Raw genomic sequence first — 14917 nt, 5'->3', positions numbered from 1 at the left:
ATGGCGGAGACACTAAGTGCAACGAAAACTGTGAAGTTTATCGTGACTCGTCAAGAGAGTCCGGATTCTAAACCTTATACAGAGGAGTTTGAAATTCCCTACCGCGCGAACATGAACGTGATCAGCGGTTTGATGGAAGTTCAACGTAATCCTAAAAATGCGAATGGCGAGAAAACAACACCCGTATGTTGGGAATCCAACTGTCTGGAGGAAGTATGCGGCGCTTGTTCCATGGTTATCAATGGAAAGCCTCGCCAAGCTTGTTCCGCGCTTGTAGATAAGCTGGAGCAGCCAATTCGCGTAGCACCTATGAGCACGTTCCCTGTTATGCGTGACCTTGTAATCGATCGTGGACGCATGTTCAACGCGTTGAAAAAGGTTAAGGCATGGGTTCCTATCGATGGAACATACGATCTTGGTCCTGGACCGCGTATGGCCGAGTCGAAGCGTCAATGGGCTTATGAGTTGTCCAAATGTATGACATGCGGCGTGTGTCTGGAAGCCTGTCCGAACGTTAATGACAAAAACTCGTTTATCGGGCCTTCCGCATTATCGCAAGTTCGTCTCTTCAACGCTCACCCAACAGGTGAGATGAACAAAGACGAGCGTCTGGATACGCTGATGACAGATGGCGGTATCGAAGGCTGCGGGAACTCGCAGAACTGCGTACGCTCCTGTCCGAAAGGGATTCCACTTACAACGTCGATCGCAGCGTTGAACTTGGATACGACGAAGCACTTGTTCAAGAAATGGTTAGGCGTGTAAGTTAAGTTGCGCTGACAGATAAAAGCTTGGCACCCTTTGGGGTGCTGGGCTTTTTTTTGCGGTGTAGTGTGTCCTTATTCATCGGTCTATTGGCACTATCCCTTTGGCTCAGAAGAAAAGGTTGCTGAATGTTGGAATGAAATTTGTAACCTGAGCGAAGGGGATAGTAGAGATAATGAGAAGCAAGAGGGTAGTGGGAGATTGTGAGAAGGATTGGGTGTATGTCACTCAGTCGGTGCGGGGAATTGGTACAGGGATACTCCCCGCCGAATCCTCACGTCTCGGAACAACAAAAAGACCTGAGTCAGACTCTCAGGTCTTTTGAATCATGTGTAGAGGTTAGTGAACCACGGGGATTGACACGCATACACTTGCATCATGATTATTTATAGGGGAAAACAATTGAGGGCGTCGCGGCAGGTGGGATAGTCTTCTTATCTAACATAAGAATGTGGAAATGAATCGAAAGCATCGCGACACCTCCGAATAGCCCATCTATATGTTATATAATATTACGCAGCAGACCTTTTTGACAACCTTTTATTTATTTGTGTTATATATATTGACATGACTCGCTAATCTAAGTATGATATAGACAAAAGTAAGACAACGAAGAAACAACCGCATAGCAAACTTGTTTTCTAGGGTTCCGCGATAGAATGAAGGCTATCGGTCAGGTCCAAGAGAAGACACACGATGAGTACCTCATCGTGCACACGGAGGGATAAAAGCCCGGGAGGATATCAGGATATGATATCATTCCGGGCTTTTTCCTTATCATTTTATACAGAGAGGGAGTTCGGAGAATGAGACAAAAAACAATATTTCTGATGTTGGCGGTATTATTTACTTTTACAGTAATCAGCGGGTGTGGCAGCAAAGAAGCGAGTACGTCAGCAGGAGGCAGCAAGGAGCCAATTAAGTTGGCGCTTAGTCCATGGCCGGGCTGGTTCGTGTGGTACCTCGTGAAGGAGAAGGGCTTTTTTGAGAAGAATGGCGTGAACGTGGATCTGGTCTGGTTCCCTGTATACAGTGACTCCCTATCCGCTCTCGCATCAGGTAAAGTAGATGCAAATAGTCAAACGTTAAGTGATACACTAGCTCCAGCAAGTAAAGGCATTAAGCTGAAAGCAGTGCTGGTTAATGATAACTCCAATGGCGGCGACGGTGTTGTCGTGAAGCCAAGTATCAATTCTTTGAAAGATTTGAAAGGGAAGAAAGTCGCTACTGAGCTTGGAACAGTCGATCATCTTCTGATGCTGACAGCGCTTGAGAAAGCAGGATTAGCAGAGAAAGATGTCTCTTATACGAATATGACAGTCAACGATGCAGGGCCAGCGTTCATAGCGGGCAATCTGGATGCTGCAGTACTCTGGGAGCCTTTCCTAAGCAAAGCCATTCAAGAGGGGAAAGGGAAGCTGCTCTTTTCATCCAAGGATACACCTGGATTGATCCCAGACTTGCTCGTGTTTAAAGAAGAAATTACGAAGAATCGTCCAGACGATGTGAAAAAGATCATTAACGCTTGGTTCGATGCTTTGGACTACTGGAAAGCCAATCCAGAGGAGTCTCTGAAAATTATGGCCAAAGCCGCAGAGACGCCTGTCGATGAATACAAAGCTGGTGTGGATAGCGTGAAGATATTCCAACTGGAGGATAACGTCAAAGCTTTCGCCAAAGGGGATTCCTATGAGTCTCTAGCCTTTACTTCTGTGAAAACAGCCGAATTCTTAAAAGGCTTGGATATGCTTAGCACCATACCGAAAGCGGAAACCTTCTTGGACGGCCATTTTGTTGAGGAAGTCATGAAGGAACGCAAGAAATAAAGGCTGAACAGGAGGACTGCAGATGGAAACACAGCTAAAAAAAAGACGGAAGTCCACATTGTTTGCCATACGTGGTGATATAAGCCGTAGAGCCTACTTGTCTGGTGTCGTACTCATCGTTGCGGTTGTCTTATTATTCTGGAGCGTAATGAGCTACGGCGAATTCGTAAATCGCACCTTCCTGCCAACGCCTGATCAGGTACTACGGCAGTTTGGGATTCAATTACAGAACCCCGTATTCTGGGATCATGTTTGGATTAGTATTTTCCGAGTTGGCGGTGGATTCTTGCTTGCTTGTTTAATCGGGATTCCACTCGGGATATTGGCGGGAACATTTCGTTTTGCTGAGGCATTGTTCGTACCTGGTGCTGAATTCATTCGGTATATGCCTGCGACGGCATTCATTCCTTTAATTATGGTATGGGCAGGGATTGGCGAATGGGCGAAAATTCTTGTTATCTTCCTGGGATGCTTCTTCCAACTGATGCTGATGGTTGCAGACAATACACGGTCGGTGTCCAATGATCTGCTGCAAACCTCCTATACGCTTGGCGCGAAACGGTGGCAGGTAATCGAAAAGGTGCTGATTCCAGCACTATTGCCAGATTTGATGAACACGCTGCGCTTAATCATTGGGTGGGCATGGACGTATCTGGTCGTAGCAGAGTTAGTTGCGGCTAGCAGTGGTCTTGGATTTTCGATTATGAAGGCGCAGAGGTTTCTGAATACGGATCAAATTTTTGTAGGCATTATTGCGATTGGTTTGCTTGGTTTATTAACAGATCGCACATTTGCTTATTGTCATAAGCGGTTTTTCCCATGGTTGGAAGGAGGGCGTTAAGATGGAAGCTTTGAATCTGGTAGATAACAGCGTGCCCTCATCTGGGAAACGTGCAGCCGTGCGTAAAATCGAAGCTGTCGAGGTTACGAAGGTATACAGTTCGAAGAAGTCGCAGTTCGTCGCTTTGGATCGTGTATCCTTTCATGTAGATGCCCATGAATTTGTTAGTTTCGTTGGCCCTTCAGGCTGCGGGAAGTCATCTTTATTGCGTATCATTGCTGGTTTGGAGCCCTTAACGATGGGGGATTTGAGTATCAATGGTCATGAAATTGAGGGTCCAGGTGCCGATAGAGGCATGGTTTTTCAGAGCTATACCTTGTTTCCCTGGTTATCTGTGCGAGAGAATATCGAGTTCGGCTTGACGTTGAAGGGAGTTCCTTTGTTTGAAAAGAGAGCCATATCCGATCATTTCATGGAGCTTGTCGGTTTGCAGAAATTCGCAAAATCACTGCCGAAGGAACTGTCGGGTGGTATGAAGCAGCGGGTTGCCATCGCGCGAGCGTTGGCGAATAATCCGGATGTGCTGCTGATGGATGAACCGTTTGGAGCGCTTGATCCGCAGACGAAGAATGCCATGCAGGAGCTGTTGCTGCGCATTTGGGAAAAGGAGAAAACGACGGTTGTTTTCATCACGCACGATATCGAGGAAGCCATCTTTCTATCGCAACGGGTGTATGTGATGCAGGCGCATCCTGGAACGATTCGCAGTGAGATTGTCATCCCGCACGGACTGCGGCAAGTAGAGGATGTGAAGGACTCGGAAGCTTTTGTGAAGCTGAAGAAGCAGATCATTTCGTTGATTGGGCATCACGACGAGTAAGGGCAACAGGGGCATGGGCATCATTAGCGGATTAATCTGCTTGTGGTGCCTTTTTTGTTTTGGCATAGGGGGTGAAGAGTGATTTGACGAGCTATCCCCTTCTAGCTACAATATGTTTAAGCGTTTCAAGAATGAGGGCATGGGATGAAAAAAAACAAACAAGCTACCATCGTCGATGTTGCCACTGAGGCAGGTGTGTCCATTGCGACGGTGTCGAATGTGATTAATCGCAGAAAAGTTCCAATGTCACCGGAAACGATCCGTAAAGTAGATGAAGCCGTTGCACGGTTAGGTTACCGTCGGAACGTGATGGCGACCAATTTGAGCCGGCGGCGCTCGAATGAGTTGGGGCTAATTCTCCCGCATTTTGGCGGGTATTACGGCCGATTTGCAGAAAAGCTTGAACAGAGATTTCACAGTTATGGCTATCATTTATCTGTGTTTTCAGCTGCAGGCATGGACCCTGAGGTTGAGACCCGGCATATTGAGCATTTATTACAACGGCGTGTGGACGGGTTGGTTTCACATGGTTTGGCCATCAGTATGCATTCCACGCAGCAGTTGGTCGGCGAAGGTACGCCGCTCGTCATATTTAACGGCTGGGGCTGGCCGAATGAGATTACGAAGCTGGCGGTAAATTTGGATTTTGCCAAGGCATCGAGTCAGGCCGTACAGTACTTCCTTGCACATGGCTGTCGAGCCGTCTTCTATGCGGGTAGACGTAAGGGAATGGGTGCCAATGAGCAGCGGATCGAAGGTTTTCTAGCTGGGCTGGGCGATCAAACAGAGTCAACCGTACATGCACTTTTGGATGCTGGCGAGCTAGGAGTATCTGGCACCTTAGATGAAGCCTTGCGTGTGAGCGGCGAGTTGCGGCCTATTGGTATTTACACATTCAATGATGCCCTGGCGTTGGAGCTGATTGCTGAATGCCATGCGCGAGGTATCCGTGTTCCTGAGGATGTGCAGCTTATTGGGATGGATAATGAGCATTTCGCCAAAGCGAGCTTTCCGTCCATTACAAGCTTCGAGATGCCGGTGGAGCTGCAAACTCGTTTAGTCGCGGCTTTCCTCATGCGGCAGATAGGGGAAGAGTTGGATGAGGAAAGTGCGAAGCTGCTCGATTCATATTTAGCCCAGATGAAGGGGCACGAGTTGCTCATCGATATGGAAATGGTTGTGCGGAACTCGACGCAGAATAAATAAAACCGTACATCACTTCGGAAGAGGTGATGTACGGTTTGTTTGTTGTTTGATCTGTTTTTGCTGTCGCAGAAAATCCTTCCCGTACGTGCCATGCGGATTAATGTCGGCGTGCTCGACTTGAATCGTGGCATGTTCGATGCCGTACTTGCTTTTTAGCGTTTCATTAATGGCCAAAATGACGCAGAACGGTTGTATGTTCGGGCTAATGAACACATGGGCAGTCAGCGAATAATGGTCGGTCGAAACCGCCCAGAGATGCATTTCATGCACATCTTCTACGCCTTCTACCTTCGCGATCACGGAGCGGATTTCATCTAAATTAAACCTTTCAGGGACAGATTCCATCAGGATCATGAAGGATTCTCGGATAATTTTGCCCCCACCTGTAAAAATAATGCCCCCAATCACCATCGAAATCAGCGGATCGAACCAGAGGAGGCCAGAGTAATAAATGATAATGGCTGAAATGATGACACCAACAGAGCTTAGTAAGTCGCCAAAAAAGTGCCAAAGCGCGCTCTGCACATTCAGATTATCCTCCTCCTTAACGCTGTTATGGAGAACTAGTGTGAGCACGAGGTTAACGACGAAACCAATGGAAGCAATGCCAAGCATGAGACCCAATTGTATGGGTTGAGGGTGGATGACACGCTGGACACCTTCGATAAAAATACCCAATGCGATCATACACAGTGCTAACCCGTTGAGAAATGAAGCGATAATCTCAAAGCGCAGGAATCCAAAAGTGAAACGGGCGTTAGGCTGACGCGTAGCTAGATGTATGGCCACCATGCTTAGGCCTAGTGCAATGACATCTGAAATCATATGGGCAGAATCGGACAAAAGAGCCAGGGAATTCGAGAGCACCCCACCGACAATTTCAACAATCGTAAAAAATGCAGTTAACATGAGGGTGACCCACAGGGTTTTTCTTGACTTACTTTGTACTTTCACATGGTGGAGATGATGATAGTCATACTCGACGCTCATAGGCTTCCTCCTTATTTAGAATAATTCTAATTAACATGTATTTAGTATATGCCACATAGGTGAAAGGTGCAACTAAAATTGTGGGAGGATTTTGGATATAATAAAGCGTTTTCTATTTTGTAACAGAAATGAAATATTCCTGTTATGGTTCCATAATGTTCACTTGGTAATATAATAAACAAGACCCCCTTTTTAATATAAACTTTTTAGAACCCGGCCCCGTTGGCTGGGTTCCTTTTTTTATGAAATTACGAAAATGATTCATCCCTCGCTAGATTGGTTAAATCTTCTTATGAAGAATTTACATCTAGGAGGGATGAAGTTTGAGTAAAAAACTCGCAAAGCGCAGACGTTCACCTCTGGCCTTATATCTTGCGGCACTGACAGTTACCATAGCGATTAGTAACATAGAATGATGTATATGAAACAAGAAAAGCCCAGTGATGGGCTTTTTTTGCTGTCAGAGCGTGAGTTTCCTCTATATTAATCAAATTGAACTTCCTGATCCAAAACGATCTCCTTAGGCGGAGATTCCATCGGGCTGGCATACGGAATTAAGGCAAAATGCAGCCCATCCACATGATCAGGTAAACGAGGTGAGACGAGATAGGTGATTTGTGTCTGACCACCACCACCTCTTGAACCATTTCTGACGATACGATAGTGTTCACTTCCTTGAATATCAAGCTGGAGCTGTGGACGGAAGTTACTGAAATGTGCATCAATTGGACGGAGCTTAATTTCGACGTAAACAATACTACTGTGCTGATGCTGCATCGCATGTGTCAATGTATACGCAAAGTCACCAACCACCGATGTCTTCATGATGGGCATCACATGCTCCAAATCACCTGGTTCATTCGGCATGACAGGGTAATGCTCATTCAGACTGTTCAGCAGCCAGTTGATCTGTGGGATCTCGATCCCGAATCGAGCTGACCATTCTTGCAAGACTTCCTTCTCTGGGTAAAACCGTCTTCCTTTTGCTAGGGATTTGCGCTCTGTTAAAAGCTGAAGAAGGGATTCATCAATCTTCCTCATTTCATCACTGTATTCATTGGGCACCTTATGTAATTCAGACCAAGCCATCGTCTATACCTCCATTTACCAGTTGTATCCATTTAGTATAAGGGTAAAATAGCAGCAGGAAAAGTTTTGTGAAAATTCGGCACGTTTTTCTGGACGATTCCCCATGTTTTTGAGACGGAAGCCCAAGCAACTCTTATGCGAATGATGCTACGCTGTAGGTAGTCATTTAAGAAGAGGGAGCTGCTGAAGCAATGAATTCTACGTATGCAAACAACGCGAATAAGGTATGGCAAGAAATGATAAAGGATCATTCCGGTGAATGGGGAATGGACATTCATCACTGGGACTGGGTACCAGGTGTGGGTGTGATTGCGATGTTGGAATATTATGAGGCTACTCGTCATTCAGAAGTAATGGCCTATTTGCAGGAATGGGTGAAGCTGAATAGTGAAAAAGCTAAAGGCACCAAGGTTATCAATTCGATCGCGCCTTATGCTATTTTCCCAGCACTATACCGTGCTACGAATGATGAATGGTTCCGAGATGAAGCGGTTCGCGTAGCTGAATGGCTAATTAAGGAAACGCCGCGAACAAGGGAAGATGCCTTCGAGCACACGGTTACGGAGAATGTGGCATTCGCTGAACAAGTGTGGGCGGATACGATTTTCATGGCGGTCCTGTTTCTAGCGAGAACGGCTTCTTTAGTCGGCAATATCACCTATGCAGAAGAGGCGTTGAAGCAGGTGTTGATTCACCTTCGTGTGCTGCAGGATGACGAGACGAATGTGCTTTTCCATGGCTGGAATTGCGCCTCTGGGGATCATATGTCGGCCGCACGTTGGACAAGAGCGAATGCTTGGATCGCAGCAGGTATTCCACTAATCGTGGAAGAAATCAAACAGTTGGTTGTGATCCCAGATGAACTTCAGGAGAGATATGGACGCCTCATGAGCGGATTGCTGGCGTACCAGCAGGAAGATGGGTTGTGGAGTACGGTCATGGATCAGCCTCATTTTGATAGGGAAGTGTCAGGAAGTGCCGGTATTGCCTATGGTTTATTGAAAGGGATGGAGCAGGGCTTAATTCCTCGTCGAGAAGAGACTGCTGCTTCCGTGGAGCGCGTGTTTACTTCCATTTTTCCATATATTACGGAGGAAGGTGTCGTGAATGGGGTGTCCGGCGGCACACCCGTGATGCCAACGATTCAGGCTTATCAAGACGATATCCCAACGTACCCAACGCTTTACGGACAAGGTCTCGTACTCATGCTGTTCGCGAAAGTACTTCAAATGGAGATGGTGAAACATGGATAGAGATGAATTATTAAGGGCAATTCAGGCTACAGAGAAGCAGTATGATGCAGGCGTTAAGTTAGTTCGTACTCCTCTCACGGCAACGTATCATACGGCGCTCAAGCCGGAGCAGCACCCTTTTGTATACGCTTTGTATCCTTCCACTTGTTATGCGTACGATCTACTCCGCTACGGTGGAGAAGCCTATTCCCTTAGGGCGGCAGAGATTCTCGAGGTCGTCATTGCTCAACAGGATCAAGATGCATCTCGTGCTTCTTACGGGATCTGGCCTTATTTTTATGAAGAATCGCTAGATGAAATGGATCGTCCGGACTGGAACATGGCGGATTTCCATGGAAAGCGTTTGGTTCTTATTTTGAAGAAGTATGCAGACTCCCTTCCGCAATCATTGGTGAATCAGATTCGTGAGGCGATTTATCACGCTTGCCAAGCCATCATGATTCGAAATGTGGGACCTCATTATACGAACATTGCGATCATGGGGGCATTTGTAACACTGGTTGGTGGCGAGCTGTTAGGAGACAATGAGATTCAGAGTTATGGGGAACAGCGCTTGAAGCGATTCCATGTGTTTACTTCAGGTATCGGTACGTTCTCGGAATACAACAGTCCATGTTATTCACCACTTGCAATTGAGGAGCTGGATAGCATCTATCAGGAGTCGCATTCTACGGAGGCTGTAGCGCTTGCTGAGCAGCTATTGGATATTGCTTGGGGGATGATTGCGAAGCATTACCATCCAGCTACACGCGAGTGGGGCGGCCCATACAGTCGGACGTATTTCACGTTGATGACAGAGCGAGAGAAGCATTTCCTGGGAAATGCGCTTAACAAGGAAACGACAGGGATAAAGTGTCCAGAGCAGTATCATGCTTATTTTAGCTCTAATGAGGAACGGTATTTCATGGAGCCAACGTTGCTGGCAGCAGAGACTGGGTATCAAAACTATGCGACGACGTATCAAAATGACAAGCTTTCGCTCGGAAGCTACACGATCGGGAGTATGTGGAATCAACGCCGTAACTTATTAGCCTTCGTGGATGTCGGCGGGAAGAAAGTATTCGTTCAGCTGCAGTTTTTAAAAGATGGCCGTGACTTCTGCTCTGCCATTTTCACGGGCGTGCAATCACGTAATCATGTGTTGTATGGCTTTAATTTGGCGACTGATAATGGCGATTGGCATCAGGATTTGGATGTGATCAACGGCAAATTCCAAGCGAAGGATCTGCGCATTCGATTGTTGCTCGGCGGTGATCTGCAAGAACTCGAGCTGCCTACTTTGGTGGAGGGGAAACGTCTGACGACGTTACTTGGAGATACGCAGCTTCGTATAGAAGCTATTCTGGAGGAGTCCGATTACGGCTCTCTTGAGGTTGCAGCAGAACGCAGTGGAGATGAGCTTTATTTGGATTATGTCTTGTATGCGGGTGAGGAGAAGGCGTTTGATTTCCACGCGATTCAAAAAGCTGTCTGGCTGTTCCAACTTTCCCTTGGCAATGCGGCTGACCAACTGCCGGAGGTTGATGTTCGACAAGAGGGAAATTCTGTGACAGCTACAATAGCGACCAAGGAAGATCAGATGTCGATTACGGTGCCTGCAGCACCTGGGAAGACTAATGATTTTTATCGGAATAATCGGGTACAGCCCCCGCAAAGTTTACTTCAAGTGAAGTAAGTGTTAACGCAATTTGAAAAAGGAAGCCACGAAAGAGGTACAGGGAGGATATCCTGTACCTCTTTTTTGTCGAGTTGGCCATCATTACCACAATGTCCTGTTCTTCCGTTTTAAAGCCTCGACACGATACTGCTTCGGTGTCATTCCCGTTTCCTTTTTAAATATATGGAAGAAATGCGACATGTCGCCAAACCCGACGGCTGATGAAACCTCAGAGACGGCCAAATCTGTCTCCATCAGCAAGCGCTTCGCCTTATTTAGGCGATACTCAATCAGGAATTGTTTAATGGTCGTACCCGTGGTTTCTTTAAATAAGGCGAAAAGCTGCGAACGCGATACGGGAAAACGCGATACGATATCCTCAATCAATAAGGACTCTTGATAATGACCAATCAAGTAGGAGAGTACATCATGGGCGAGATGCTGGTAACCTGTAGGTTTCGATGCATGCTCACCTTGCTCATCCTGCAAGCCAAATAGGATAAGGAAAAAGTCAGCGATACTTCGCAGCACAACGAGCTCATAGCCCATCTCACGCTTAAGTAAAGCCTGTGTCAGCTCAGCGAATATCGACTGGACACGATCTAACTGTTGAGCGCTCAGGAAATAATGACTGGAATCTGGATGATGCTTGGAAAGCAGCCGGGATATGGATAAATCCGACAACTGACAAATCGTGTGCAGGTGATCTAAATAAGACTCATCTATGGATAAGACATAGCGGTGGAATTCTTTGCTTTGTCCGTGGAACGGTCGATGAATGACATGGGGATGAATGATCGTTAAACTCCCAGCATGCAGTGGATATATGCGATCGCCAACAAGGTAGGTGCCGCTGCCCTGCAGGACAAGGTAGATTTCATAGCCATTATGTGAATGCAGCAACTGCTGTTCGAGCGGAATCGTCCGAAATTCACTGTGTACAGGGTAGGTAGCCAGAAAATGATTCGTATAATCATCAATAGCATAGCTGAATGGTTGCGCCTCTGAAGGTTCAGGACTCTGTAGCTCTGGTACTGGTAACTTCTTCATTACTACTTAAACCAACCCTTCTTCTGGAACCAGCCGAACATGCCTAATCCAATGCCCACCATGATGATGAGTACGGCAAAATATCCCCAATGCCACGCTAACTCAGGCATATAGCTAAAATTCATACCATAGATACCAGCAATAAACGTTAATGGCATGAAAATCGTTGTAATCACCGTTAATGTTTTCATAATCGTGTTCATACGGTTCGAGTTAAGGGAGATGTAACTGTCACGTATGTCAGCAGTAATTTCGCGATTCGAGTCAATCATTTCAGACAGCTTAAGTAGATGATCGTGTATATCCGTGAAAAAGACGAGATGCTCGCGTACCTGCTCAATCCGATCCGTACTAATAATTCGGTACAGAAGGTCACGCATGGGGACGATTGTTCGGCGTAACTGCAATAGCTGGGAACGAATTTCAAAAACTTGATTCATTAATGCATCAATAGCTTCGGCCTTCATGTTGTTTTCCATATCATCAAGTGCATCTTCAATTTGATAGACACCAGGGAAATAATGATCGACAAGGTTATCTAGAATTAAATACGCGGCATAGATCTGGCCTTGGTTTCGCATGTTTACTTGCTCGGATACGCGTGTCCAGGCATCATCTATTTCCCTGGATTCATGCAAATGAAACGTGACGATATAGTTGCTCCCGAGGAACATATCGACTTCTTCCGCTTCCAGGGTCTTCGCATTAATGGCATGCATGACAAAGAAATGAACATCCGTATAATGATCGATTTTTGGTCGTTGCATGAAATGAAAGCAGTCCTCAATGGCGAGGGGATGAAAGTGAAAATGATCCTTTAGGTTGGCAGCTTCCTGCTCATCTGGGTTAAAGAAATCAACCCAGTACCAACGAATTGTTGGCGATGAAAGCTCCTCAAGAGGGAGATCGTGTATCACGGAGTAGTCGGTTGTGACGGCAAGTGTTCGTATCATAGTGAGACTCCTAGTTATATCATTTTGACTACTATGGAACTTAATCGTAGTTTTTTGCATAGGCATTTGCTTCATTTTACCATACAATAGGAAAAGATTAGAATGGAAAGAGGGATTGTGATGAAGCTCTCCGTTTGTATGGATGCGCTCTATAGAGGGCGTGATTTTAAGGAAAGTGTGAATGAGTTGAAGGAGATCGGTTATGATACGATTGAATTCTGGTCCTGGTGGCAAAAGGATGTGGACGTCGTTGCAGAAGCAGTAGCTGAAGCGGGTGTCTCGATATCGACATTTTGTACAAAATTCACAAGCTTAGTGGATCCTGCTCAACGTAATGCTTATCTGGAGGGACTCATCGAATCGATCGCCGTTGCCAAGCGATTGAATTGTACCCAGCTTATTACCCAAGTAGGACAAGAACTTGAAGGCGTGCCGCGAGAGGCGCAGGCACAATCACTGATTGAAGGACTGCGGGCATGTGTACCTATTTTGGAAAAAGAGGGCATAACACTGCTCGTTGAGCCGCTGAATACGCGTGTCAATCACCAAGGGTATTTCCTAGCTTCTTCAGAAGAAGCTTTCTACATCATAAAACAAGTTGGAAGCCCATTTGTGAAGATCTTATTTGATATTTATCACCAACAAATTACTGAAGGAAATGTGATCGCTAACATTCGAGAGAATATTGCTTGGATCGGTCATTTTCATGCGGCAGGCAACCCTGGCAGACATGAGCTCGACAATGGTGAGTTGAACTATGAACAGATTTTTAAAGCTATTGATGAGACTGGATTTGAGGGGCATATGGGGCTGGAATATTTCCCGCTCGAGGCACCGCCGGTTGGTCTTCGAAAATTGCTCAAATAAAGACCACGTGGAGTGTTAGTTGGGAATTTCAAACAATTTGTAACACAATTGGAACATTCCCGTTACAGTCCTCTAACATAAGAAGGGTATTATAATAAACAAGACCCCCCTTTTTTAATATAAACTTTGGATCTGGCCCCGTTGGCTAGGTCCCTTTTTTTGTTTGTGGGCGTGTGTAAGTAAGAACGTCACGAGCGAAAGAGCAATTGAGCGAGCAATTTTGGACGTCTCACACGAGAGTTTCGTCCGTCGAGCTCATGTTTTGGAGCTGAGACGTCGAATATCGACGTCTCAGACGGGAACTGGAGCGAAAGAGCAACTGAGCGAGCAATTTTGGACGTCTCACACGAGAGTTTCGTCCGTCGAGCTCATGTTTTGGAGCTGAGACGTCGAATACCGACGTCTCAGAGGGGAACTGGAGCGAAAGAGTAACTGAGCGAGCAATTTTGGACGTCTCACACGAGAGTTTCGTCCGTCGAGCTCATGTTTTGGAGCTGAGACGTCGAATATCGACGTCTCAGAGGGGAACTGGAGCGAAAGAGCAACTGAGCGAGCAATTTTGTACGTCTCACACGAAAGTTTCGTCCGTCGTGCTCATGTTTTGGAGCTGAGACGTCGAATATCGACGTCTCAGACGGGAACTGGAGCGAAAGAGCAACTGAGCGAGCAACTTTGGACGTCTCACACGAGAGTTTCGTCCGCCGAGCTCATGTTTTGGCTCGTTGTAGCTCCACCATTTTTACGTAAAAAAAAGCAGCCTCAGCTGCCCCTTTAGTTCTTAGGATGGTATGCGAAAACGTTGCAGCAACAAATAACCGCTTATACTTGTCGTTCTTTTCTGGTAGACGATTCTGAAATCGTCCAATAAACAGCTTAATGCCGTACTAAGCAAACCATTGGTGACCAAGGTAGCCCGGCAAGGTTGTGAACTGCCAATAACACGTACAGCAGTAATCCTTCGCGGAGAGCCTGCAATCAGAGGATTTCTAGACCAGTTAATCAAAACTAAGTCAGGTTGACGAACAGCTCTAACTTTACTACAAGCCATTCCAATCACCTCGTTTCTAGTTAGCATCTCTAACAGTATATAGAATGCATACTAGATTGACGGTGTGCGGGACAAGGGCGGAGTCCGGAATAATTAGATAATTTTGCAAAATCTTGGATAAAATAAGGAGATGTCTTTTATTTCTGAAGGAGGATATACATAGTGAGTGAAACAACGTTATACGAAAAGCTCGGCGGAGAAGGGGCTATTACGGCTGTAGTGGACTACTTCTATGAGCTGGTTTTGGCGGATGAGACCGTCAATCACTTTTTTATCAACACGGATATGGAAAAGCAGCGCAAGCATCAGGCAAAATTTATTAGTTTTGCATTAGGGGGGCCTAACCAGTATACAGGGGCATCCATGGCTAAAGTGCATGCAGGGATGAATCTGCAGGAGGTACATTTTACAGCGATTGTGACACATCTTCATGATGCGCTTGCTCATTATGAGGTGGGGGCAGATAAGATTGATCAAGTGTTGGCGAAGGTGTCTACATTGAAGGACGATATTTTACACAAATGAGATGACCAAAGTCGCGTAATCGTATCT

General features: G+C 46.1%; 14 protein-coding genes and 1 riboswitch. Of the genes, 9 read left to right on the top strand and 5 right to left on the bottom strand.

All coding sequences use genetic code 11. The features are described from left to right. The 5 genes from sdhB to J2736_RS30395 all read left to right on the top strand — a co-directional run bounded on the left by sdhB (position 1) and on the right by J2736_RS30395 (position 5458). Entirely contained in the window at positions 1-765 is a 765-nt protein-coding gene (gene sdhB, locus J2736_RS30415) for a succinate dehydrogenase iron-sulfur subunit (protein WP_310502333.1), read from the top strand. A 630-nt stretch (positions 766-1395) separates the two neighbouring features. Continuing rightward, a riboswitch (guanidine-I (ykkC/yxkD leader) is annotated at positions 1396-1506 on the top strand. Positions 1507-1571: 65 nt separating this feature from the next. Further along, positions 1572-2591 carry an ABC transporter substrate-binding protein gene (locus J2736_RS30410; protein ID WP_310502332.1) on the top strand — a complete coding sequence of 340 codons (1020 nt, stop codon included), beginning with the start codon at positions 1572-1574 and terminating at the stop codon, positions 2589-2591. 22 nt (positions 2592-2613) lie between these two features. Then, positions 2614-3432, top strand: a complete 819-nt coding sequence (locus tag J2736_RS30405) for an ABC transporter permease (protein ID WP_310502331.1) — start codon at positions 2614-2616, stop codon at positions 3430-3432. Between the two features lies 1 nt (position 3433). Then, positions 3434-4252 (top strand): ABC transporter ATP-binding protein, encoded by an 819-nt coding sequence (locus J2736_RS30400; protein WP_310502330.1) that lies wholly within the window; start codon positions 3434-3436, stop codon positions 4250-4252. A gap of 144 nt (positions 4253-4396) precedes the next feature. Then, complete coding sequence (locus J2736_RS30395) at positions 4397-5458, top strand: LacI family DNA-binding transcriptional regulator (RefSeq protein WP_310502329.1); 1062 nt, start codon at positions 4397-4399, stop codon at positions 5456-5458. Between the two features lie 9 nt (positions 5459-5467). Here the strand turns inward: J2736_RS30395 and J2736_RS30390 are convergent, their stop codons facing one another. Together J2736_RS30390 and J2736_RS30385 are read right to left on the bottom strand one after the other, a co-directional pair. After that, positions 5468-6448: a cation diffusion facilitator family transporter gene (locus J2736_RS30390; protein WP_310502328.1), complete on the bottom strand. Its 981-nt coding sequence runs from the start codon at positions 6446-6448 to the stop codon at positions 5468-5470. Positions 6449-6931: 483 nt separating this feature from the next. After that, complete coding sequence (locus tag J2736_RS30385; protein ID WP_310502327.1) at positions 6932-7537, bottom strand: hypothetical protein; 606 nt, start codon at positions 7535-7537, stop codon at positions 6932-6934. A gap of 191 nt (positions 7538-7728) precedes the next feature. Here J2736_RS30385 and J2736_RS30380 point away from each other — a divergent pair, with 191 nt between their 5' ends. Together J2736_RS30380 and J2736_RS30375 are read left to right on the top strand one after the other, a co-directional pair. Beyond that, the gene (locus tag J2736_RS30380) at positions 7729-8790 is read left to right on the top strand and encodes a glycoside hydrolase family 88/105 protein (RefSeq protein ID WP_310502326.1); all 1062 of its coding nucleotides are present in this window, start codon (positions 7729-7731) and stop codon (positions 8788-8790) included. After that, on the top strand, positions 8783-10465 hold the full coding sequence (locus J2736_RS30375; protein ID WP_310502325.1) for a hypothetical protein: 1683 nt from the start codon (positions 8783-8785) through the stop codon (positions 10463-10465). Before J2736_RS30380 ends, J2736_RS30375 begins: the two co-directional genes overlap by 8 nt. Before the next feature lie 84 nt (positions 10466-10549). Here J2736_RS30375 and J2736_RS30370 read toward each other — a convergent pair whose 3' ends face one another. Together J2736_RS30370 and corA are read right to left on the bottom strand one after the other, a co-directional pair. Continuing rightward, on the bottom strand, positions 10550-11497 hold the full coding sequence (locus J2736_RS30370) for a helix-turn-helix transcriptional regulator (RefSeq protein ID WP_310502324.1): 948 nt from the start codon (positions 11495-11497) through the stop codon (positions 10550-10552). A gap of 2 nt (positions 11498-11499) precedes the next feature. Further along, positions 11500-12450, bottom strand: a complete 951-nt coding sequence (corA, locus tag J2736_RS30365) for a magnesium/cobalt transporter CorA (protein ID WP_310502323.1) — start codon at positions 12448-12450, stop codon at positions 11500-11502. Positions 12451-12552: 102 nt separating this feature from the next. On the opposite strand from corA, the gene J2736_RS30360 reads away from it, so the two are divergent. Then, the gene (locus J2736_RS30360) at positions 12553-13317 is read left to right on the top strand and encodes a hydroxypyruvate isomerase family protein (RefSeq protein ID WP_310502322.1); all 765 of its coding nucleotides are present in this window, start codon (positions 12553-12555) and stop codon (positions 13315-13317) included. A gap of 778 nt (positions 13318-14095) precedes the next feature. On the opposite strand, the gene J2736_RS30355 is transcribed toward J2736_RS30360, so the two are convergent. Then, positions 14096-14365, bottom strand: a complete 270-nt coding sequence (locus tag J2736_RS30355) for a hypothetical protein (protein WP_310502321.1) — start codon at positions 14363-14365, stop codon at positions 14096-14098. Between the two features lie 162 nt (positions 14366-14527). Here J2736_RS30355 and J2736_RS30350 point away from each other — a divergent pair, with 162 nt between their 5' ends. After that, complete coding sequence (locus tag J2736_RS30350) at positions 14528-14890, top strand: group I truncated hemoglobin (RefSeq protein ID WP_310502320.1); 363 nt, start codon at positions 14528-14530, stop codon at positions 14888-14890. Positions 14891-14917: the final 27 nt, after the last annotated feature.

The organism is Paenibacillus qinlingensis, assembly GCF_031455095.1.
GTDB lineage: Bacteria > Bacillota > Bacilli > Paenibacillales > NBRC-103111 > Paenibacillus_E > Paenibacillus_E qinlingensis_A.
This window is presented reverse-complemented; position numbering and strand designations above follow the sequence as displayed.

Coding starts and splice junctions, on each gene's coding strand:
- sdhB (WP_310502333.1), top strand. CDS start 1: ATGGCGGAGACACTAAGTGCAACGAAAACTGTGAAGTTTATCGTGACT.
- corA (WP_310502323.1), bottom strand. CDS start 12,450: ATGATACGAACACTTGCCGTCACAACCGACTACTCCGTGATACACGAT.
- J2736_RS30405 (WP_310502331.1), top strand. CDS start 2,614: ATGGAAACACAGCTAAAAAAAAGACGGAAGTCCACATTGTTTGCCATA.
- J2736_RS30385 (WP_310502327.1), bottom strand. CDS start 7,537: ATGGCTTGGTCTGAATTACATAAGGTGCCCAATGAATACAGTGATGAA.
- J2736_RS30400 (WP_310502330.1), top strand. CDS start 3,434: ATGGAAGCTTTGAATCTGGTAGATAACAGCGTGCCCTCATCTGGGAAA.
- J2736_RS30355 (WP_310502321.1), bottom strand. CDS start 14,365: ATGGCTTGTAGTAAAGTTAGAGCTGTTCGTCAACCTGACTTAGTTTTG.
- J2736_RS30390 (WP_310502328.1), bottom strand. CDS start 6,448: ATGAGCGTCGAGTATGACTATCATCATCTCCACCATGTGAAAGTACAA.
- J2736_RS30410 (WP_310502332.1), top strand. CDS start 1,572: ATGAGACAAAAAACAATATTTCTGATGTTGGCGGTATTATTTACTTTT.
- J2736_RS30395 (WP_310502329.1), top strand. CDS start 4,397: ATGAAAAAAAACAAACAAGCTACCATCGTCGATGTTGCCACTGAGGCA.
- J2736_RS30375 (WP_310502325.1), top strand. CDS start 8,783: ATGGATAGAGATGAATTATTAAGGGCAATTCAGGCTACAGAGAAGCAG.
- J2736_RS30370 (WP_310502324.1), bottom strand. CDS start 11,497: ATGAAGAAGTTACCAGTACCAGAGCTACAGAGTCCTGAACCTTCAGAG.
- J2736_RS30380 (WP_310502326.1), top strand. CDS start 7,729: ATGAATTCTACGTATGCAAACAACGCGAATAAGGTATGGCAAGAAATG.
- J2736_RS30360 (WP_310502322.1), top strand. CDS start 12,553: ATGGAAAGAGGGATTGTGATGAAGCTCTCCGTTTGTATGGATGCGCTC.